The sequence below is a fragment of the Marinobacter sp. es.048 genome (genome assembly GCF_900188435.1).
GTDB lineage: Bacteria > Pseudomonadota > Gammaproteobacteria > Pseudomonadales > Oleiphilaceae > Marinobacter.
On sequence record NZ_FYFA01000002.1, the window covers coordinates 80,719 to 100,472 of the forward strand.

Here is a 19,754-nt window from a genome sequence, read left to right on the forward strand (position 1 = left end):
ATGGGCTTATCTAAGGACGACGACCAGGATCGCAGGGATAAGCCCCCGGCGGGCGAAGCCAGGGATGACTTGTCCAAGGTGCTGCAAAGCTCTGACGTTTCGGCGACCCACTCGCCAGCAAACCCTGCAAAAGGCAGCGCTCCGAAAAAGCCGAGAAAAACCGTTGCCTTGACCCTTGGAAGTGGCGGTGCAAGAGGCTATGCCCACATCGGAGCGATTGAGGTTCTCGTGGAACGGGGCTACGACATTGTTGCCATCTCCGGCTGCTCCATGGGAGCGCTGATTGGCGGCATGTTCGGCGCTGGAAAGATGCAGGACTACAAGGACTGGGTCACGGGGTTGGGCCAGTTTGACGTTCTAAAGCTTCTGGATGTCACCTTCAATTCCGTAGGAGCCATTCGCGGCGAAAAGATTTTCTCTGTGGTTCGCGAGATGCTGGGTGATACCCGGATCGAAAATCTGCCCATTGCGTTTACCGCGGTAGCGACCGACCTGCTTGCCCACAAGGAAATCTGGTTCCAGGAAGGACCCCTTGATCAAGCCATTCGGGCGTCAGTGGCGATCCCTAGCGTTGTTACACCTCTGGTCCTGAACGGCCGGGTTCTGGTTGACGGTGCCTTGCTCAATCCGCTGCCCATCATCCCGACCATATCCTCCCATGCCGATCTGGTTGTTGCGGTTAACCTCAGTGGCGAGGATGACCGGCGGCGACGTATTCCGGACGCTGCTTTCTCCCCGGGTTACGGCGAAAATACGGATATGGACGAGTGGGTGGACACGATCCGCGAGAAGGCATCGCGCTGGTTTGATTGGGACGCCCTGAAGTCACTGACCGCTCGAAAGCCGGACAATGGCGACAGTCCGGAAGAAAAAATCAGCCGGGCGGTAACCAAGAAAGAGCACGATAAGAAACCGACTGACAAGAAAAGCCAGGAAGAACACGAAACTATCGACTGGGACAAGCTGGGCATCGGCAAATTCGACGTGATGAACCTCACCATCGAGACCATGCAGAGTGCCCTCGTACAGTACAAGATCGCCGGCTATCCGCCGGATTTGCTGGTCAACGTCCCCAAGAATGCCTGCCGAAGCTATGATTATCACAAGGCACCGGAACTTATACAGTTGGGCAGGGAGCGGATGGCGGCCGCTCTCGACCGGTTTGAGGAAAGTCGTAACAGTTCTGGTCCACTGGCAATCTGATGGATTTTCCGGCACTGGCTCCCGGTGGGCTGCAGTCGAAAGGATAAACAGCGTATAATCCTGCGCTGACACGCTCTCGCACAGGATTTACGTTTGTGACCAGCCCTATTGACGACCTTCACAGCGTCCGGGATTACCTCCGTTACGCCTCCTCACAGTTTGCTGCTTCGCCCCTGTTTTTCGGCCATGGCACGGACAATGTCTGGGATGAAGCCGTTCAGTTGGTCATGCGCAGCCTGCACCTTCCCCTTGAAAACAACACATTGTTCCTCGATGCCCGTCTTACCCGGCAGGAGCGAGAGCTGGTTGTGGAACGAATCCGTCGGCGCGTGGATGAGCGGGTACCTCTCGCTTATTTGCTCGGTGAAGCCTGGTTTATGGGTATGCCATTCCATGTGGACGAACGGGTGCTGGTACCGCGTTCTCCCATTGGTGAGCTGATTGAGAATGGCTTTCAGCCCTGGCTGGGCGACAAGCCGGTGGAGCGCATTCTTGATCTTTGCACCGGGAGCGGGTGCATTGGCATCGGAGCTGCGTTCGTTTTTACTGAGGCGGAAGTGGACCTGTCGGACATTTCTCCGGATGCACTTGAAGTGGCTGAGTCCAATATTGAGCTACATGGAGTCCGCGACCGGGTCCATACCGTACAATCCGATGTCTTTGAAAATATTGAAGGCCGCTACGATGTGATCGTGAGCAATCCGCCCTATGTGGATGCAGACGATCTTTCCAGCATGCCGGACGAATACTGTCACGAGCCAGCACTGGGCCTGGCCGCCGGTAAAGATGGTCTGGATATCGCTCACAGGATCATTGCCAGTGCGGCGGAGCATCTTACTCCTGGAGGGCTACTGGTAGTGGAAGTCGGTAATAGCTGGGTCGCTATGGATGAGGCTTACCCGGATCTGCCGCTTACCTGGCTGGAGTTCGAGAATGGGGGCGATGGCGTCTTTCTGATCACCGAGCCGGACCTGCGTCAGTGGCAGGCTTCCAGTTAATCTGAATTTTCATAAAAGCTGAACAAGATACTGAATTATGTCGGGAAACTCTTTCGGAAAACTGTTTACGGTTACTTCTTTTGGCGAGAGCCACGGGCCAGCGCTGGGGTGTATCATTGATGGCTGTCCCCCGGGGCTCGAGCTCTCGGAAGCGGACATGCAGCGGGATCTGGATCGCCGTAAGCCGGGTACCTCCCGGCATACGACCCAGCGCCGTGAAGCGGACGAGGTGAGAATCCTGTCTGGCGTTTTCGAGGGCAAGACCACAGGTACGCCGATCGGCCTGCTGATCGAAAACACCGATCAGCGCTCCAAGGATTATTCCAAGATCTCAGAACAGTTTCGGCCGGCTCACGCCGACTACACCTACATGCACAAATACGGTGTTCGCGACTATCGCGGTGGTGGCCGTTCTTCTGCCCGCGAGACCGCCATGCGCGTTGCTGCCGGTGCGGTTGCGAGGAAATTCCTTGAGCAACGCCTGGGAATACGGATTCGCGGGTATCTGTCCCAACTCGGCCCCATCAAGGCTGAGAAACTGGATTGGGATCAGGTTCATCAGAACCCGTTTTTCTGCCCGGATGCCGACAAGGTTGCAGAAATGGAAGCCTATATGGATGCGCTCCGTAAGGAGGGCGATTCCATTGGTGCCCGGATTAACGTGGTTGCCGACGGTGTTCCTCCCGGCCTGGGCGAGCCAATCTTTGACCGCCTGGATGCAGACCTTGCCCATGCATTGATGAGCATCAATGCCGTTAAGGGCGTAGAGATTGGCGCCGGTTTTGATTGTATCGATCAGAAAGGCACCGAACATCGCGATGAGATGACGCCGGAAGGGTTCCTGTCGAACAATGCCGGGGGTGTTCTGGGTGGCATTTCATCCGGCCAGCCGATTGTCGCCAGTATTGCTCTGAAGCCCACGTCGAGTTTGCGCCTGTCGGGTCGCAGTATTGATGTGAATGGTGATCCTTGTGAGGTAATTACCACCGGGCGGCACGATCCCTGTGTCGGGATTCGGGCGACGCCGATTGCCGAGGCGATGATGGCCATTGTGTTGATGGACCATTATCTGCGGCATCGTGGGCAAAATGCGGATGTGTCTGTTTCTACGCCGGTGATTGGTCAAGTCTAAGCCGGCTTTGGTGAAGCGGTTTCGGCGGGGCTGGCCTTTTCGATCGGCGAGCCGTCCATGTAGGTCGGATTAGCCAGAGGCGTAATCCGACAGCATGCCGAGACCCTGCCGTCGAAAATCCGGTTCTTTGGTACCTGTACGAGGTCTCGTTATCTACTGGCGCCTTTCCAACCTCTACTTCTGGTTTTTCGCCCTCCTCGGCGGGCTTCTGCCCTATTGGTCCCTTTACCTTGAAGGCCAGGGCTTTTCCTACCTCCAGATCGCCACGCTCATGGCGACCATTCAGCTCACCAAAATCGTTGCTCCCAGTATATGGGGCTGGTTAGGGGACAAAACCGGCCAGCGGGTTCGTCTGGTCCGGTTCGGCGCCATTACCGGTTCGCTGTTCTTCGCCGGTGTATTCATGGAGCCAGGGTTCTATGGCCTGCTGTTGGTAATGCTGGCGTTTACCTTTTTCTGGAATGCGATCCTGCCGCTCTATGAGGTGATCACGCTTCGTACCCTTGGCGAAAACAAAGAGAAATACGGGCGGGTTCGGCTTTGGGGCTCAGTGGGATTTATCGGGGCGGTGGCGCTGGTGGGCGGTTTGCTGGAGCTGGTGCCAATTCAGAATCTGCCGTGGTTGTTGCTGCCGGTGTTTGCAGGCATAGCCGTATCTGCGTTTCTGGTGCCTGCGGAGCGGGGAAAGCGGAAGCCGCCTGCGCCGAAGGGCAGTTTGAAGGCGATTGTCACACACCCGGCGGTGGTGACGTTCTTTCTGATGAACTTCCTGCTTCAGGTTTCGCACGGAGCCTACTACACCTTCTTCAGTATCCATCTGGAACAGCATGGTTACAGCAAGCTGTCGATTGGCCTGCTGTGGTCGCTGGGCGTTTTTGCGGAGATCGCACTGTTTCTGGTGATGCACCGGCTAACGCGTAATTTCACGGTTCGGCAGATTGCGATTGGCGCGCTTACTCTAACCATGATCCGTTGGGTGCTGATTGCAGAGCTGACCGATATTGTCGCCGTTCTGCTGTTTGCCCAGCTGCTTCACGCGGCATCTTACGGGGCATTGCATGCTATTTCAGTTCAATATATTCAGGGCTTTTTTGGCAAACACCATCATGGCCAGGGGCAGGCGCTTTACAGCGGGCTTACCTTCGGTGCTGGCGGGGCGCTCGGGGCCTGGTTGTCGGGCTTTCTGGTGGATGGGTTCAGTACCTCAGCGGCTTTCTGGGGTGGTGCTGCCGCGATGGCCATTGCCATCGTGATCACCTGGCGAGGCCTTCGGCCGCCGCCTGCTCATGGAGATGGCTGAAATTCAGCCGCTTTCTTCTGCCTGGACAATATCCAGCAGTGCCTTGCCCGCGTTGCTAAGTTGCCGCCCCGATAACCCGATTCCACCGAGTACGCGAGAAACCGGCTTGCCCACCTCCAGTACTCTCAGGCTGTCATCAACCATGCGCAGGGGGAGAACGCTCCAGCCCAGGCCAACGCTGGTCATCATTTTGATGGTTTCGAGGTAGTTGGTTGGCATTTGTGGATTCAGGTGGAGATTAGCCTCCAGAAACAACCGGCTTACAACCCGATAGGTTGCGGTACTGGTATCCGGAAGCAATGCGGGGTGATCTGCAAGGTTCGATAGCTCAGGTTTTCTCAGCGACGCCAGAGCGTGCTCCGCGCCCGCCACAAAAGCCATCTCGTCCGGCCATTGGGCAAAAACATGAAAGCTCGGCTCCATGCTGTCGCTCAACGTCACGAATGCCAGCTCGGCGTTCCGTTTTCGCATCTGCTCGTAGGCGGCGTCGGATTCCATGAATTGCAGGTTGATGGACACCTGCGGGTATTCCCGTTTGAACCGCCGGAGCCAGTTCGGTAAGTGGTGCAGGCCGATGTGATGGCTGGCGATGATCTGCAGTTCGCCTTCCACCTGCCCGGAGTCCGGTGACAACGCCACCCGGGCATTGTGGATTTCATCGAGGATCCGACGTGCATGGGGAAGCAGGCGGCTGCCGGCATCGGTCAGACGAATCTGGCGATGGCTCCGGTCTATCAGGCTGGTGCCAAGCTGGTTTTCCAGGGCGGCCAGGCGTTTCGAGATCGCGGGTTGCGTCAGGTGCAGGGTTTCCGCGGCTTCTGAAAATGAGCCCTGGTCGACAATGGTCAGAAAAGCTTTTAATGCGTTTGAATCCATGCCTGTAACCCCTCCATGTGAACTTCACGGAATCTTAAATCATAACCATAAGGAATGCGATAAATAAAAAACATGAATTGAGGTTATCCGGCCCCAAGCGGTAAGATAGGCACATCAGACGTCAGAACCAGAAACCCCCAGAGAGTGAGAGAGAACCATGGCGGGCAAAACCTTATACGATAAATTGTGGGACGATCATCTCGTCAAACAGCGCGACGACGGCTCCGCGTTGATTTATATAGATCGTCAGTTACTGCACGAAGTGACATCACCCCAGGCATTTGAGGGCCTGCGTCTGGCCGGGCGTAAGCCCTGGCGGATCGATGCCAACATTGCGACGCCGGACCATAACGTGCCCACCACCGACCGTGACCGGGGTGTTGAGGGTATCGTTGATCCGGTTTCGCGGATCCAGGTGGAAACACTGGACAAGAACTGCGACGAGTTCGGGATTCTCGAATTCAAGATTAAGGACCAGCGCCAGGGCATCGTGCACGTTATCGGGCCCGAGCAAGGCGCGACTTTACCGGGTATGAGCATTGTTTGTGGGGATTCCCACACATCTACCCACGGTGCCTTCGGTTGCCTCGCTCACGGTATTGGAACCAGTGAAGTTGAGCATGTTCTGGCCACCCAGTGCCTGGTGCAGCAGAAAATGAAGAACATGCTGGTGAAGGTCAATGGCAAGCTGGGTCCGGGCGTCACTGGTAAAGATGTGGTTCTGGCCATCATCGGCAAGATCGGGACTGCGGGTGGTACCGGGCACGCCATTGAGTTTGGCGGCGAAGCCATCCAGGGCCTGAGCATGGAAGGTCGGATGACCATCTGCAACATGTCCATCGAAGCCGGCGCGCGGGTTGGTATGGTGGCGGTTGATGACACCACCATCGACTACGTTCGTAATCGTCCGTTCGGGCCCAAGGGCGACCAGTGGGATGCAGCGGTTGATTACTGGCGCACCTTGCATAGCGATAGCGATGCTGTCTTCGACAAGGTTGTTGAGCTGGAAGGCTCGGAAATCCAGCCGCAGGTGAGCTGGGGTACGTCTCCGGAAATGGTGGCCGGAATTGATGGCAAGGTGCCTGATCCGGAACAGGAAGCTGATCCTATCAAGCGTGAAGGCATCGTGCGCGCTCTGAAGTATATGGGTTTGCAGCCGAATATGGCGATTACCGATATCAAGCTGGATCGTGTGTTCATTGGCTCCTGTACCAATAGTCGCATTGAGGATCTGCGCGAAGCCGCGGCCGTGGTGAAAGGGCGGAAGGTGTCGCCGATTCTGAAGCAGGCCATGGTGGTGCCTGGTTCCGGGCTGGTGAAGGCCCAGGCGGAGCAGGAAGGTCTGGACAAGATCTTTATCGAGGCCGGTCTGGAATGGCGTGATCCCGGGTGTTCCATGTGTCTGGCCATGAACGCCGACAAACTGGGGCAGGGAGAGCACTGTGCTTCCACCTCAAACCGGAACTTCGAGGGCCGTCAGGGCTTTGGCGGGCGTACCCACCTGGTGAGCCCGGCCATGGCTGCCGCTGCTGCGGTAAACGGCCATTTCGTTGATGTCCGCGAGCTGATGAACTGATCCACAGGAGAGAACCATGCGCGCACTCAAGCAACATCAGGGCGTAGTCGCCCCCATGGACCGTTCCAACGTGGATACGGACATGATTATTCCCAAGCAGTTTCTGAAGTCCATCAAGCGTACAGGCTTCGGCCCGAACCTGTTTGATGAACTGCGTTATATGGATGAAGGCAAGCCGGATCAGGATTCTTCCACCCGACCGATCAATCCGGATTTTGTTCTGAATCAGGACCGCTACAAGAACGCCAGTGTACTGTTGGCGCGACGCAATTTCGGCTGCGGTTCAAGCAGGGAGCACGCGCCCTGGGCTCTGGAGGATTTTGGTTTCCGGGTGATTATCGCTCCGAGTTTTGCTGATATTTTTTATAACAACTGCTTTAAGAATGGGTTGTTACCTATTGTTCTCCCAGAGGAAGTTGTTGATCGATTGTTCCAGGAAGTGGAGCAGAGCGAGGGCTATCAGTTAGCAGTCGATCTGGAAGCCAGGACTGTGACCACTCCGTCCGGCGAGACCTTCTCGTTTGAGGTGGATGATTTCCGTCGTCATTGTCTGCTGAACGGTCTGGATGATATTGGCGTCACTCTGGAGGATGCTGAGCTGATCCGGTCCTATGAAGAAAGCCGCCGGAAGACGGCGCCCTGGCTGTTTGGTGCCGGTGGGTGAATATGCTGTCGGATTACGCTGGCGCTAATCCGACCCACCTGTGATCACGCAGGATTATCAGTAAATGTAGGTCGGATTAGCCTACGGCGTAATCCGACACAAAGGAATGGAACAAGGAAACAACATGTCCAGAACAATTCTAATGCTTCCCGGGGACGGCATCGGCCCGGAAATCGTTGCTGAAGCGGAAAAGGTACTTCACAAAATCAACGATCATTTCAGTCTGGGACTCAGCTTCGAGGCTGGCCTGGTGGGCGGTGCGGCGATTGATGAAGCTGACACACCGCTGCCGGATGAAACCCTCGAAAAGGCCAGCAGAGCCGACGCGATCCTTCTGGGTGCCGTTGGCGGTCCTCAGTGGGACAGCCTGCCCATGGCCAAGCGCCCGGAGAAGGGGCTGCTGGGGTTGCGCTCTAACCTGCAGCTGTTCGCTAACCTGCGCCCGGCAATTCTTTATCCGCAACTGGCCTCCGCCTCTTCGCTAAAGCCGGAAGTGGTTTCCGGGCTGGATATCATGATTGTCCGTGAACTGACTGGCGGCATCTATTTTGGCCAGCCGCGCGGTGTGCGGGAGCTTGAGAGCGGTGAACGCCAGGGTTACAACACCTACGCCTACACCGAATCGGAAATTCGTCGTATTGGGCGGGTGGCTTTTGAGGCAGCCCAGCAGCGGGGCAGGAAGCTGTGCTCCGTGGACAAGGCCAATGTGCTGGAAGTGACTGTTCTGTGGCGGGAAATCATGAACGATTTGCGCCGGGAATATCCCGATGTGGAGTTGTCTCACATGTACGTGGATAACGCCGCCATGCAGCTGGTCCGGGCACCCAAGCAGTTCGATGTGATTGTGACTGGAAACATGTTTGGTGATATTCTTTCGGATGAAGCGGCTATGCTCACCGGCTCTATTGGCATGTTGCCGTCGGCGTCGCTGAACTCGGAAAAGCAGGGCATGTACGAGCCCTGTCACGGTTCTGCGCCCGATATTGCCGGCCAGGGTATTGCCAATCCGCTGGCTACCATCCTCAGTGCCGCCATGATGCTGCGGTACAGTCTGAATGAGGAAAAAGCTGCCGAAGCCATTGAAGCGGCGGTCAGTAAGGTTCTGGATCAGGGGCTGCGAACTGCGGACATCATGTCTGAGGGCGCAAAGAAAGTCTCCACCCGGGAAATGGGTGCGGCGGTTCTGGCTGCGCTTTAATCGTCAGGCCCTGACCAGCGTATTTGAGACCCGACGGTAACGGGACGCAGTTGCCGCGGGATCATCCATCCTGTCCCTGCCAGCGATAAAGGTAGAGGGCGGGCATAAAACGAGGTCTAAAGATCGCACATGAAGCGAGTTGGACTTGTAGGTTGGCGTGGCATGGTGGGCTCGGTCCTCATGCAGCGCATGCGTGAAGAAAACGATTTCGCCGATATCGAACCGGTGTTTTTCACCACATCCCAGGCTGGCAAGCCTGCGCCGGACGTGGGAAAAGACGACGTTCCGCCTCTGCAGGACGCGTTTGACGTCGAGATTCTGAAAACCATGGATGTAATCGTGACCTGTCAGGGTGGCGACTATACCGGTGCGGTTTATCAGAAGCTCCGGGATTCGGGCTGGAAAGGCTACTGGATCGATGCAGCGTCCACGCTACGGATGGTCGACCACTCCGTGATTGTTCTGGATCCGGTCAACCGTAACGTAATTGATGCCGCGCTCGAGCAAGGCGTCAAAGACTACATCGGTGGTAACTGCACCGTCAGCCTGATGATGCTGGCCCTTGGTGGCCTGTTGGAGCAGGATCTGGTCGAGTGGGTATCGCCCATGACGTATCAGGCGGCTTCCGGTTCCGGGGCTCAGAACATGCGCGAGCTGCTGAACCAGATGGGCGACCTGAACAAGAGCGTCAAAACCGAGCTGGACGATCCTTCCTCCGCGATTCTGGAAATCGATCGCAAGGTAACCGAAACCATGCGTTCGGATGGCTTCCCGACCGAGCACTTCCAGGTGCCCCTGGCCGGCAGTCTTATCCCGTTCATCGACAAGCAGCTCGATAACGGCATGAGCAAGGAAGAGTGGAAGGCGGGCGTCGAGACCAACAAGATTCTTGGTCGCTCCGATAACCCGATTCCGATCGACGGTATCTGTGTGCGGATTGGCGCCATGCGCTCCCACAGTCAGGCGCTGACCATCAAGCTGAAGAAGGATCTCCCGGTTTCTGAAATCGAGTCGATCCTCGCTAAAGCCAATGACTGGGTAAAGGTGATCCCCAATGACCGTGACACGACCATTGAGGAACTGACCCCGGCGAAGGTGACGGGTACTTTGAGCGTGCCCATCGGCCGTATCCGCAAGCTGACCATGGGGCCGGAATACATTTCCGCGTTTACCGTGGGTGATCAGCTGCTGTGGGGGGCCGCCGAGCCGCTGCGCCGTATGCTCCGGATCCTTCAGGAGCGTTAAGAATTGTTACACAGAGGCAATAAATGCCAACTGTGTCCGGTTTCGGTAAACCGATGAGGGGGCGGAGGCTGATTTCAGTCTCCGCCCCTGTTATTTTCAAGAGGGCTAGGCAGTTCCGTGCGATTGATAAAAAAATGGTACAAGGACTGCGGCTGATTGATTGATAAAAGAGGTTTTATCAACAATACTTGCCGGACTGAAAATTAAAAAGAACACATAATAACGAGAATTATCCAGACGGAAGTCATCCAACCTCGTCCGATTCTGTTTGTAAAAGAGCAGTAACGAATAACGGAGACTGGAAAGGAAAAAGCATGAAGGTACGCAAGCTTGCGGTTGCCCTGGCTCTGGCGGGAGGGCTCGGATCCGGCGTCGCACAGGCCCTTGGGCTGGGTGAAATTGAACTTCAGTCCTATCTGAATGAGCCACTGGACGCAGAGATCGTTTTGCGCCAGAGCAGTGGTGTCAATCCAGCGGACGTGTTCGTGAATATTGCGTCGGAACAGGCGTATGAGCGGGTGGGGCTGGATCGCAACCAGTTTCTCAGCAAGCTCAGGTTCCAGGTGGTCACCGGCAACGACGGCAGTCTCATTGTCAATGTTTCCTCGCGCGAACCACTGAGGGAGCCGTACCTCAACTTCCTGCTCGAGTTGACCTGGCCAAGCGGCCGCCTAATGCGGGAATACGCTGTACTTGTGGATCCGCCCGTATACGCGGAAGAGTCTGGCGTGCAGGAACAGGTCAGCACTCCAACAGTCTCCACCACTCAGACAGCCAATCAGCCGACCACCAGTCGCAGTGCCGAGTCCGTTCGTCGGCAGGCTCAGGCTGAGCGGTCCCTCAGCACCGGATATCAGGCCGACACCTTTGGGCCCACCGGAGCTTCAGACACTCTGTGGACGATTGCATCCCGGATGCGTCCTGATAGCAGTGTCTCCATGCAGCAGGTCATGCTGGCAATTCAGGACCTGAACCCCAACGCCTTCATGGGTAACAACATTAACCGGCTGAAGCGGGGAGAAGTTCTGCGCGTTCCGTCTCTGGATCAGATCCAGAGTCGTACTCGTGCTGAGGCTACCCGTCTGGTTGCCCAACAGAATCAGGAATTCCAGTCGCCGCAGCGTACCGTGGATGCAACCGCCGAGCAGCAGCCACCAACCGCGCCCCGGCAACAGGCTGATGCCGGAGGTGATGAGCTGAAGCTTGTAGTCTCCGAGGATACAGGTAGTGAATCCAGCGAAAGTGGCTCTGCGGGAGGCGACAGCGAACTCCCGGGCGGCGTTGATGCAGGCACAGCCGTCGCGATGGAAGAGCTTGAAAGCGCCCGTCGCGAAAACGATGAGCTGAACAGTCGCGTGGAAGATCTGCAGGATCAGGTGCAGACTCTACAGCGCCTGCTTGAGCTCAAGAATACTCAGCTTGCTGAAATGCAGCAGACAACCGGTGATGAAACGGCAGAGCAGACTGCACCTGTTGAAGGCGAAGGTGCGGATTTGACAGCTGAAGACGCTGTGGCTCCGGAAGCAACTGCGGCAGTCGAAGAAGCTGCTGAAGGTGAAGCTCCCGTAGCTGTTGATGCCGACATGACGGAGGCTGAGCCGGAACCGACTGAAGGTTCAGCCGAATCTACCGATATGGCCGAATCTGAGGCCATGGTCGATGAAACTGAGGGAATGGCTGATTCCGTCCAGGCAGCTGATGATCAGGGTGTTGCTGAAGCCGGTGAGGCGTCAGAAGAAACAGGCATGGCAGATGCGGAAGAGCCGTCCGGTTCAGACGCTGCCGAAACCGGTGAGGAGACCGTTGCAGCGGCGCCAGCTTCATCAGAACCCGGTCAGGCCGAGCAACCTGCTCCCAAAGCGGCGCCTCAGGCACCTGCGGCGGATAAAGGTTTCCCCGGTAACGTTATTGATGCCATTACCGGTAATCCGATGTATCAGATTGCCCTCGGTGGTGGTCTGATTCTTCTCCTTTTGCTTCTTTTGCTGCTAGCGCGTCGCAATGCCAATCGCGAAAAGGCGTTCTATGATCAGCTGAACAAAGAAACCGACGAAGAGACGGATTCCTTTGATCTAAGCCTGGATGAAGAAGATCAGCAGGCAGTCCCTGGTGACGCCCTGATGGAGGCTGACTCATACATTGCTTACGGTCAGCATGATCAGGCCGCGCAAACACTGGAAACCGCAATTTCCCGTGAGCCCAGTCGCTCCGATCTGCGCCTGAAGCTGCTCGGTGTGTACGCGGATACTCAGGATCGCGAATCCTTCGAGAAGCAGTTTGGTGAAATCGAGGCTCTGGAAGACGAAGAGGCGCTGACATCGGCCAACGAGCTGCGCACGCGCCTGGAAGAGGCGGAGTCGATGCCAAGCATCGATGATCTCGAATCACAATTGCGTTCAGACTCTTTTGCAACTTCCTTCGACTCCGAAGAAGCGGCTGAGGAGCCAGCCGGAAAGCAGGAGAAACCGGAATCTGAGGAGCTTCTGGCCGATCAGTTCGATGCCGAGCAGGAAGAGCCCAGGGAGAATGAGTTCGGAGACTTCGACTCGGATCTGTCAGAGACTGATCTGTCCGATTTCGAGCTTGATGAATTTGAAGAGCAGGAGGCCACGAAATCTTCCGAAGGTGAAGTTGCTGAGGGCGATAAGGAAGAAAGTCGGGACGACATGATCGAGTATGATCTGTCGGGCCTTGAGCTTGAATCTGATGAAGAAAAGGCTGCGACCGAAGATGGCTCGGAACTGGAAGAGTCCGGGGGCTGGGACCTGTCTTCGGAGTTTGAAGAAGACTCTGAAGAATCAGCTGTTGTAGAACAAAAGCTGGACGAGTCCGAAGATGACCTGAGCCTTGATCTGGAAGAGGATGATCTTGCTGAAGGTGATCTGGAAGACGAGCGGGCAACGGCTGAGCCAGAAGCGGCGTCTGAAGAGCTCGCAGAGCCGGATGCCGAAGCGGACATCGATTCCCTGGATGAGTCTTTCCTGGATGAGCTCGATGCCGAGTTGGACAAGGTCGCCGGCGAAGAAGATGAGCTGGGCGGTAGTGAGATTGAAGAGTCCTCGCTGGACGATCTGGAGCTTGATGTCTCTGATGAAGATCTGGCACTGATGGAGGAGTTTTCGGACTCTGCCGATTCAGCGAATACTGATGAGAGCGAAGAAGCGTCGCTTGACGAGGAGCTTGGTCTTGAGGACACGCTTGGTGAGGGCGATGCGGCAGAAGCTGAGCCCGAGCAAGCTGTCGAAGGTGCCGAGGAGCTCGAGCAGCAAGGAATCACCGACGAACTGGAGGAGCCGGAAGCGCCTGTTAGTGAGGAGGCATCGGCCGACGAGGATCTGGATCTGCCAGTGGCCTCTGACGAGGTTTCCGAAGGATCAGGTAAGTCACAGGTCGCTGATATTGAAGAAAGTGAACTGGGTGACGAAGACGACTTCGACTTCCTCGCAGGAACTGATGAAGCGGCTACCAAGCTCGATCTTGCGCGTGCTTACATCGAGATGGGTGACTCTGACGGAGCTCGCGATATCCTCGAGGAAGTCGCACTGGAAGGAAACGAAGATCAGAAAGCGGAGGCCCAAGACCTCCTTAAAAATCTGTCCTGATCCGTTATAATCGGGCCTGACAGGCAGCAAGCGCCGGCCGCTGGGTGAATACCCGGCGATAAGCCGGCGCTTTGTTTTTATAGAACCATTCTTTCCGGAATTGCACTTGTTTCTCGAAGCCCAGCAACTCACCACAGATAATGCCGTAGGGGAAGGCCGCGTTGCGCTAGCCTTTGAATATGATGGTCGCAGTTTCCATGGTTGGCAGCTGCAGAAATCCGGTGTTCGCTCTGTAGAAGCGGAACTGACCAGAGCGGTGGCAAAGGTTGCCGATCATCCGGTTGATCTGGTGTGCGCTGGGCGCACCGATGCCGGCGTTCATGCCAGTTATCAGATTGCTCACTTCGACACCCCGTCTGTTCGCAATCTTCGCTCCTGGGTCATGGGTATCAATACTGCCTTACCCGAAGACATTTCAGTGCACTGGGCCGGGAATGGTATCGGCGATTTTCACGCCCGATTTTCCGCAACTTACCGGCGTTACCGTTACATCATCTATAACCACCCCGTGCGCCCCGGTATTCAAAGAGGCCAGGTAAGCTGGACCTTCCGCCCACTGGATGCCGAATGCATGCACCAGGCGGCCCAGGTATTGGCCGGAGAGCACGATTTTTCCTCGTTTCGTGCTGCTGGCTGCCAGTCCCGAACACCCATTCGGTTTCTCGAGCGGATTGCGGTAACCCGGAAGCGGGAATTTGTCGTAATAGACGTGCAGGCCAATGCGTTTTTGCATCACATGGTCCGGAATATTGCCGGAGCGCTGATGGCGGTTGGTTCGGGAAAGCAGCGACCGGAATGGATTCGTGAGATACTGGTCGCCCGAGATCGGACAGCTGCAGGTGTAACCGCGCCTCCCCATGGTCTGTATCTGGTCGACGTGGGCTATCCTGCCGAACTTGGGATACCCGCAGCCGAATGTGGCCCAGGTTTTCTGCGGCCATGGTTCAGCAGGGCCGAAAACAGTCCGGTCACACCAACACACATCCATTTCAAACAGCGGGTTTAGAGCCAATGAACGCAAGGGTCAAAATTTGCGGTCTCACCCGTCCCGAGGATATTGACGGGGCCGTTCAATGCGGCGCTGATGCCTTGGGCCTGGTGTTCTATGAACCTAGCCCTCGGTCTGTGTCTGTTCAGCAGGCGGCGGAATTGGCGAAACGCGTTCCGGCATTTGTTTCGGTTGTCGGGTTATTCGTCAACCCCACTCAGAAGGATGTTGAGGCTGTGCTGCAGAAGGTGTCGCTGGACCTTCTCCAGTTTCACGGAGACGAATCCGCCGGCTTTTGTGCCGGGTTTGGGCGCCGCTGGATCAAGGCCATTCGGGTCCGTGAGGCAGGGCAGATTGAAGCCGCCTTTGAGGAGTTCCACAACGCATCCGGCCTGTTGGTAGACGCCTGGGATCCGGACCGGTACGGGGGTACTGGGAAGTCGTTCAACTGGGATCTGATCCCCGATCATCGGCCGCTCCCGATTATATTGGCCGGTGGTTTGTCATCTGATAACGTATTTGCCGCTGTGAAGCAGGTGAGACCCTGGGCTGTGGATGTCAGTGGCGGTGTTGAACAGGACAAAGGCATAAAGGACATCCAGAAAATTTCTCATTTTATTAAAGAGGTTCACCGTGTCTGTAAAACTGACTGAAGAAATGCTGAGTGGACTGCCGGACGCACGGGGCCACTTTGGGGCCTTTGGTGGGCGGTTTGTTTCCGAGACTCTGATGGATTCCCTGATGACTCTCGAAAAAGAGTACGCCCGCCTGAAAAAAGATCCGGAATTCCAGGCGCAGTTTGATAAAGAACTGGCGGACTACGTTGGCCGGCCGACGCCTTTGTATTTTGCCGAGCGCCTCAGCCGCGAAACCGGGGGCGCCCAGATCTGGCTGAAGCGTGAAGATCTTTGTCACACTGGCGCTCACAAGGTGAACAACACCATCGGCCAGGCCTTGCTTGCAAGCTTCCTCGGCAAGAAGCGGATTATTGCCGAAACCGGTGCCGGCCAGCACGGTGTGGCCACCGCCACGGTGTGTGCGCGTTTGGGGCTTGAGTGCCATGTGTTCATGGGTGCCGAGGATGTCCAGCGCCAGTCTCTGAACGTGTTCCGTATGAAGCTGCTGGGTGCAACCGTGCATTCTGTCCAGGGCGGCACCAAGACCCTGAAAGATGCCATGAATGACGCTATGCGTGACTGGGTGGCGAATGTCGATGACACCTTCTACATCATCGGTACCGTCGCTGGTCCACACCCCTATCCGCTGCTGGTCCGTGACTTCCAGTCAGTGATCGGACGTGAAACCCGTCGCCAGGCTCTGGAGAAAACCGGAAAGTTGCCGGATGCGCTGGTGGCATGTGTCGGTGGCGGCTCCAACGCCATCGGGATGTTCTACCCGTTCCTGGCTGATGAGTCGGTTGAGCTTTACGGTGTAGAAGCGGGCGGCCTGGGTATTGAAACCGGCAAGCACGCAGCGCCCCTCTGTGCTGGCCGTCCTGGTGTGCTTCATGGTAACCGCACCTACCTGATGGAAGACGAGAATGGCCAGATTGCAGGCACTCATTCGGTCAGTGCCGGCCTCGACTATCCAGGTGTCGGACCCGAGCACAGCTGGTTGAAGGATATTGGCAGGGCGCACTACGTTTCCGTGACTGATGACGAAGCCATGGAAGGATTCCGGAAACTGACCAGGGTAGAGGGCATTATGCCGGCTCTGGAAACCGCTCACGCAGTCGCTTATGCCATCAAACTGGCGGCAACCATGGATAAAGACCAGACTGTCGTTATCAACGTTTCCGGGCGTGGCGACAAGGACATCAACACGGTTGCCAAGCTTGAAGGCATCGAGATCTGAAGAATAAACAGGAGCAGGCATGAGCCGAATTGAAGGGGTCCTCAAGGCCCTGAAAGGACAAGGTCGAAAGGCACTTATTCCCTACATAACCGCCGGTGACCCCCATCCCGATGTCACAGTAGACCTGATGCATACGCTTGTGAAAGCAGGCGCCGACATTATTGAACTGGGCGTACCGTTCTCTGATCCGATGGCAGACGGTCCGGTTATCCAGTTGGCCTGCGAACGGGCACTGGTTCATGGCACCTCGCTGCGACAGGTAATAGCGATGGTGAAGGAGTTCCGGAAGTCGGACGATAACACCCCGGTGGTGTTGATGGGCTATCTGAATCCGATGGAAGCCATGGGCTACGAGCGCTTTGCCGACGCTGCAAAGGATGCCGGTGTGGACGGCATCCTGACCGTGGACCTGCCGCCGGAAGAAGCGGATGAAGTTGCGCCGTTATTTACCCAGCGTGATCTCGACGCCATCTTCCTGCTGTCGCCAACGACCACCGATGACCGGATCCGGGCAATCAGTGAGCACTCATCCGGTTATGTGTACTATGTTTCTATCAAGGGTGTAACAGGATCCGCCTCCATTAACGTGGACGAAGTTGCCGCCAAGGTGGGCCATATTCACGAACTGACGGCGCTTCCCGTTGGTGTCGGCTTCGGCATCCGCGATGCGGAAACGGCAGCAGCGGTGGGTCGGGTATCCGATGGTGTAATTGTTGGCAGCGTCCTGGTCGATACAATAGCCAGAAATCAGGCAGATACCGACCAGCTTAAACGGGCATTGACGGATCTGCTCCACCCGATGCGTGAAGCACTGGACAGTCTCGCCTCCTGATTGAAGGGGAGGAGGGCAAACAGGCGTCAAAGGACAGGATGAGACCATGAGTAACTGGCTGGACAAGATCATGCCGAGCAAAATTCGCTCGGATTCCAAGCAGAGAACCGGAGTGCCAGAGGGGTTATGGAAGAAGTGCCCCAAATGTGGCGCCTTTCTCTACAAGCCGGAACTTGAGAAAAACCTGGATGTTTGCCCCAAATGCAACCACCACCTGAGGGTTGCGGCCCGCCGTCGTCTGGACGTTTTTCTTGACCCGGAAGGGCGGGAAGAAATTGCCTCTGAGCTCGAGCCTTGGGATCGGCTTAAGTTCAAGGACAGTAAACGCTACAAGGACCGTCTGTCCCAGGCCCAGAAAGGCACTGGTGAGAAAGACGCACTGGTAGCCATGAGAGGCACGACGCTCGGTGTACCTCTGGTTGCCTGTTCTTTTGAGTTTGGCTTCCTCGGCGGCTCCATGGGTCAGGTGGTCGGCGAAAAATTCGTTCAGGCAGCCAATGTTGCCCTCAAGGAGCGAATCCCACTGGTCTGTTTCTCGGCCAGTGGCGGTGCCCGGATGCAGGAAGCCATCCTGTCGCTGATGCAGATGTCGAAAACGGCCGCCGTGCTAGAGCGGATGAAGCTTGAAGGTATTCCCTACATTTCGGTAATGACAGATCCGGTTTTCGGTGGCGTTTCTGCCAGTCTGGCCATGTTGGGTGATCTGAACATTGCCGAGCCGAACGCATTGATTGGCTTCGCTGGTCCCCGGGTCATCGAACAGACCGTTCGTGAAAAGCTGCCGGAAGGCTTCCAGCGCAGTGAATTCCTGCTGGAGCACGGTGCCATCGACATGATTCTCCATCGCCACCAGTTGCGTGAGCGTATTGCGCATGTGCTTGCGAAGTTCACGGGCCAGGAACGTCCCGGAACTGAAGAGCCGATCGAGTTTGAAGTTTCGGAAAAGCCTGAAACCGATGCCCCCGCCGAGTAACCGGCCAGACCAGTCTCCGGCTTCGCCGGCGGCTGGTGCCACTGTCGATCAATGGCTTACCTACCTCGAAGCGATACATCCCACGGAGATAGACCTCGGCCTGGATCGGGTACTTGTGGTTATGCGCCGGTTGTTCCGGCGAAAGCCGGGTGTCCGCATCATCACGGTGGCAGGCACCAATGGCAAGGGCAGCGCTGTAGCGGCGTTAGAGACGCTGCTACGGGCGGCCGGGCGCCGTACCGGGGCATATACCTCCCCCCATCTCCAACGCTATAACGAGCGTGTGCGCCTGAATGGCGAGGATATTTCTGACGACTCGCTGGTAAGTGCGTTCGAAGCCGTTGAGGCCGCCCGTGGCAATGTCTCGCTGACCTATTTTGAATTCGGAACCCTGGCAGCTTTTGTGGCCTTCGCCGACGCAGGTCTCGACGACTGGATCCTTGAAGTTGGTCTTGGTGGGCGTTTGGATGCGGTGAATGTCCTGGACGCGGATTTTGTCATACTGACATCGGTGGACATCGACCACGTTGCTTTCCTCGGCGACAACCGGGAAGCCATCGGTTTTGAGAAGGCAGGGGTCCTCCGGCCTGGTATTCCGGCAATCTACGCGGACACCGACCCACCACGCTCGGTTCTTCAGCAGGCGGCGGCCCAGAAGGTTCGCATGGCTATGTTCGGGCGTGACTATCAGTTAATACCGGAATCACAGGCTTCCCCAGGAATTCCGGCAATGGTGCTGAATTATCAAAATCAGCCGATTCGTTTGCCAGCCGGGCCGTTGCCGGTTAAAAGCGTAGCCGCCGCCGTCGTCGCCGTGCGACAGCTTGAGCCAGACTTATCGGTCACTGTGATTGAGCAGGTGCTTTCAGGTCTGTGCGTGCCCGGGCGATTTGAGCGCCTGGGGTCCTGCCCGGATATTTTCCTGGATGTTGGTCATAACCCCCATGCGGCAGGTTGGTTGGCCGAACAGCTGGGCGGCTTGAAACTGCCCGAACGGCGGGTACACGCAGTTTATGGCGCCTTGGCGGACAAGGACGTGGAAGGTGTTGGCAGGGCCATGATCGATGTGGTTGATGCCTGGTATCTGGCCAGCCTCAAGGTCCCTAGGGGGCTTTCAGGCCATGATTTGCAGGCAAGACTGGCCGGTGCCAGCATCGCTCATGCGCCAGCTTTCGAGTCAGTGCAAGAGGCGCTTGATTCGGCGTTGTCCGCAGCAGCCCCTAACGATCTTGTGGTCGTTTTCGGTTCGTTCTTCACCGTCGCCGAGGGCCGGGAAATTCTGCTCGCTGAAGAATCAGCCGGAAGCTAGGACA

At 56.6% G+C, this 19,754-nt stretch carries 16 protein-coding genes; 15 read left to right on the plus strand and 1 reads right to left on the minus strand.

Features of this window, described 5'->3' with window-relative positions:
* The 4 genes from CFT65_RS11425 to CFT65_RS11440 all read left to right on the plus strand — a co-directional run bounded on the left by CFT65_RS11425 (nucleotide 1) and on the right by CFT65_RS11440 (nucleotide 4,633).
* Nucleotides 1-1,203: a patatin-like phospholipase family protein gene (locus CFT65_RS11425; RefSeq protein ID WP_088828280.1), complete on the plus strand. Its 1,203-nt coding sequence runs from the start codon at nucleotides 1-3 to the stop codon at nucleotides 1,201-1,203.
* A 95-nt stretch (nucleotides 1,204-1,298) separates the two neighbouring features.
* Entirely contained in the window at nucleotides 1,299-2,201 is a 903-nt protein-coding gene (gene prmB / locus CFT65_RS11430; RefSeq protein WP_088828281.1) for a 50S ribosomal protein L3 N(5)-glutamine methyltransferase, read from the plus strand.
* Between the two features lie 37 nt (nucleotides 2,202-2,238).
* A complete protein-coding gene (gene aroC, locus CFT65_RS11435) occupies nucleotides 2,239-3,333 on the plus strand; it encodes a chorismate synthase (RefSeq protein ID WP_088828282.1) in 1,095 nt (364 codons plus the stop codon).
* A gap of 94 nt (nucleotides 3,334-3,427) precedes the next feature.
* Nucleotides 3,428-4,633 carry an MFS transporter gene (locus CFT65_RS11440; RefSeq protein WP_088828283.1) on the plus strand — a complete coding sequence of 402 codons (1,206 nt, stop codon included), beginning with the start codon at nucleotides 3,428-3,430 and terminating at the stop codon, nucleotides 4,631-4,633.
* A gap of 3 nt (nucleotides 4,634-4,636) precedes the next feature.
* Here CFT65_RS11440 and CFT65_RS11445 read toward each other — a convergent pair whose 3' ends face one another.
* Nucleotides 4,637-5,509 (minus strand): LysR family transcriptional regulator, encoded by an 873-nt coding sequence (locus CFT65_RS11445; RefSeq protein WP_088828284.1) that lies wholly within the window; start codon nucleotides 5,507-5,509, stop codon nucleotides 4,637-4,639.
* A gap of 157 nt (nucleotides 5,510-5,666) precedes the next feature.
* On the opposite strand from CFT65_RS11445, the gene leuC reads away from it, so the two are divergent.
* The 11 genes from leuC (at nucleotide 5,667) to folC (ending at nucleotide 19,750) form a co-directional block, all read left to right on the plus strand.
* Complete coding sequence (gene leuC, locus CFT65_RS11450) at nucleotides 5,667-7,085, plus strand: 3-isopropylmalate dehydratase large subunit (RefSeq protein ID WP_088828285.1); 1,419 nt, start codon at nucleotides 5,667-5,669, stop codon at nucleotides 7,083-7,085.
* A gap of 16 nt (nucleotides 7,086-7,101) precedes the next feature.
* Entirely contained in the window at nucleotides 7,102-7,749 is a 648-nt protein-coding gene (gene leuD, locus CFT65_RS11455) for a 3-isopropylmalate dehydratase small subunit (protein WP_088828286.1), read from the plus strand.
* Between the two features lie 124 nt (nucleotides 7,750-7,873).
* On the plus strand, nucleotides 7,874-8,947 hold the full coding sequence (leuB, locus tag CFT65_RS11460; RefSeq protein WP_088828287.1) for a 3-isopropylmalate dehydrogenase: 1,074 nt from the start codon (nucleotides 7,874-7,876) through the stop codon (nucleotides 8,945-8,947).
* A 129-nt stretch (nucleotides 8,948-9,076) separates the two neighbouring features.
* Nucleotides 9,077-10,192, plus strand: coding sequence for an aspartate-semialdehyde dehydrogenase (gene asd, locus CFT65_RS11465; RefSeq protein ID WP_088828288.1), 1,116 nt, complete (start codon nucleotides 9,077-9,079; stop codon nucleotides 10,190-10,192).
* Nucleotides 10,193-10,506: 314 nt separating this feature from the next.
* Nucleotides 10,507-13,794: a FimV/HubP family polar landmark protein gene (locus CFT65_RS11470; RefSeq protein WP_088828289.1), complete on the plus strand. Its 3,288-nt coding sequence runs from the start codon at nucleotides 10,507-10,509 to the stop codon at nucleotides 13,792-13,794.
* 106 nt (nucleotides 13,795-13,900) lie between these two features.
* Nucleotides 13,901-14,800 carry a tRNA pseudouridine(38-40) synthase TruA gene (truA, locus tag CFT65_RS11475; protein WP_088828290.1) on the plus strand — a complete coding sequence of 300 codons (900 nt, stop codon included), beginning with the start codon at nucleotides 13,901-13,903 and terminating at the stop codon, nucleotides 14,798-14,800.
* 5 nt (nucleotides 14,801-14,805) lie between these two features.
* Complete coding sequence (locus CFT65_RS11480) at nucleotides 14,806-15,435, plus strand: phosphoribosylanthranilate isomerase (RefSeq protein ID WP_088828291.1); 630 nt, start codon at nucleotides 14,806-14,808, stop codon at nucleotides 15,433-15,435.
* The gene (gene trpB, locus CFT65_RS11485) at nucleotides 15,428-16,636 is read left to right on the plus strand and encodes a tryptophan synthase subunit beta (RefSeq protein WP_416376656.1); all 1,209 of its coding nucleotides are present in this window, start codon (nucleotides 15,428-15,430) and stop codon (nucleotides 16,634-16,636) included. The genes CFT65_RS11480 and trpB overlap by 8 nt, the downstream gene beginning before the upstream one ends.
* A gap of 19 nt (nucleotides 16,637-16,655) precedes the next feature.
* Nucleotides 16,656-17,468, plus strand: a complete 813-nt coding sequence (gene trpA, locus CFT65_RS11490) for a tryptophan synthase subunit alpha (protein WP_088828293.1) — start codon at nucleotides 16,656-16,658, stop codon at nucleotides 17,466-17,468.
* Nucleotides 17,469-17,514: 46 nt separating this feature from the next.
* On the plus strand, nucleotides 17,515-18,441 hold the full coding sequence (gene accD, locus CFT65_RS11495) for an acetyl-CoA carboxylase, carboxyltransferase subunit beta (protein WP_088828294.1): 927 nt from the start codon (nucleotides 17,515-17,517) through the stop codon (nucleotides 18,439-18,441).
* Nucleotides 18,425-19,750: a bifunctional tetrahydrofolate synthase/dihydrofolate synthase gene (folC, locus tag CFT65_RS11500; RefSeq protein ID WP_088828295.1), complete on the plus strand. Its 1,326-nt coding sequence runs from the start codon at nucleotides 18,425-18,427 to the stop codon at nucleotides 19,748-19,750. Before accD ends, folC begins: the two co-directional genes overlap by 17 nt.
* Nucleotides 19,751-19,754: the final 4 nt, after the last annotated feature.

Coding starts and splice junctions, on each gene's coding strand:
- CFT65_RS11425 (WP_088828280.1), top strand. CDS start 1: ATGGGCTTATCTAAGGACGACGACCAGGATCGCAGGGATAAGCCCCCG.
- trpA (WP_088828293.1), top strand. CDS start 16,656: ATGAGCCGAATTGAAGGGGTCCTCAAGGCCCTGAAAGGACAAGGTCGA.
- CFT65_RS11480 (WP_088828291.1), top strand. CDS start 14,806: ATGAACGCAAGGGTCAAAATTTGCGGTCTCACCCGTCCCGAGGATATT.
- asd (WP_088828288.1), top strand. CDS start 9,077: ATGAAGCGAGTTGGACTTGTAGGTTGGCGTGGCATGGTGGGCTCGGTC.
- leuB (WP_088828287.1), top strand. CDS start 7,874: ATGTCCAGAACAATTCTAATGCTTCCCGGGGACGGCATCGGCCCGGAA.
- aroC (WP_088828282.1), top strand. CDS start 2,239: ATGTCGGGAAACTCTTTCGGAAAACTGTTTACGGTTACTTCTTTTGGC.
- accD (WP_088828294.1), top strand. CDS start 17,515: ATGAGTAACTGGCTGGACAAGATCATGCCGAGCAAAATTCGCTCGGAT.
- folC (WP_088828295.1), top strand. CDS start 18,425: ATGCCCCCGCCGAGTAACCGGCCAGACCAGTCTCCGGCTTCGCCGGCG.
- leuD (WP_088828286.1), top strand. CDS start 7,102: ATGCGCGCACTCAAGCAACATCAGGGCGTAGTCGCCCCCATGGACCGT.
- leuC (WP_088828285.1), top strand. CDS start 5,667: ATGGCGGGCAAAACCTTATACGATAAATTGTGGGACGATCATCTCGTC.
- CFT65_RS11445 (WP_088828284.1), bottom strand. CDS start 5,509: ATGGATTCAAACGCATTAAAAGCTTTTCTGACCATTGTCGACCAGGGC.
- CFT65_RS11470 (WP_088828289.1), top strand. CDS start 10,507: ATGAAGGTACGCAAGCTTGCGGTTGCCCTGGCTCTGGCGGGAGGGCTC.
- CFT65_RS11440 (WP_088828283.1), top strand. CDS start 3,428: ATGCCGAGACCCTGCCGTCGAAAATCCGGTTCTTTGGTACCTGTACGA.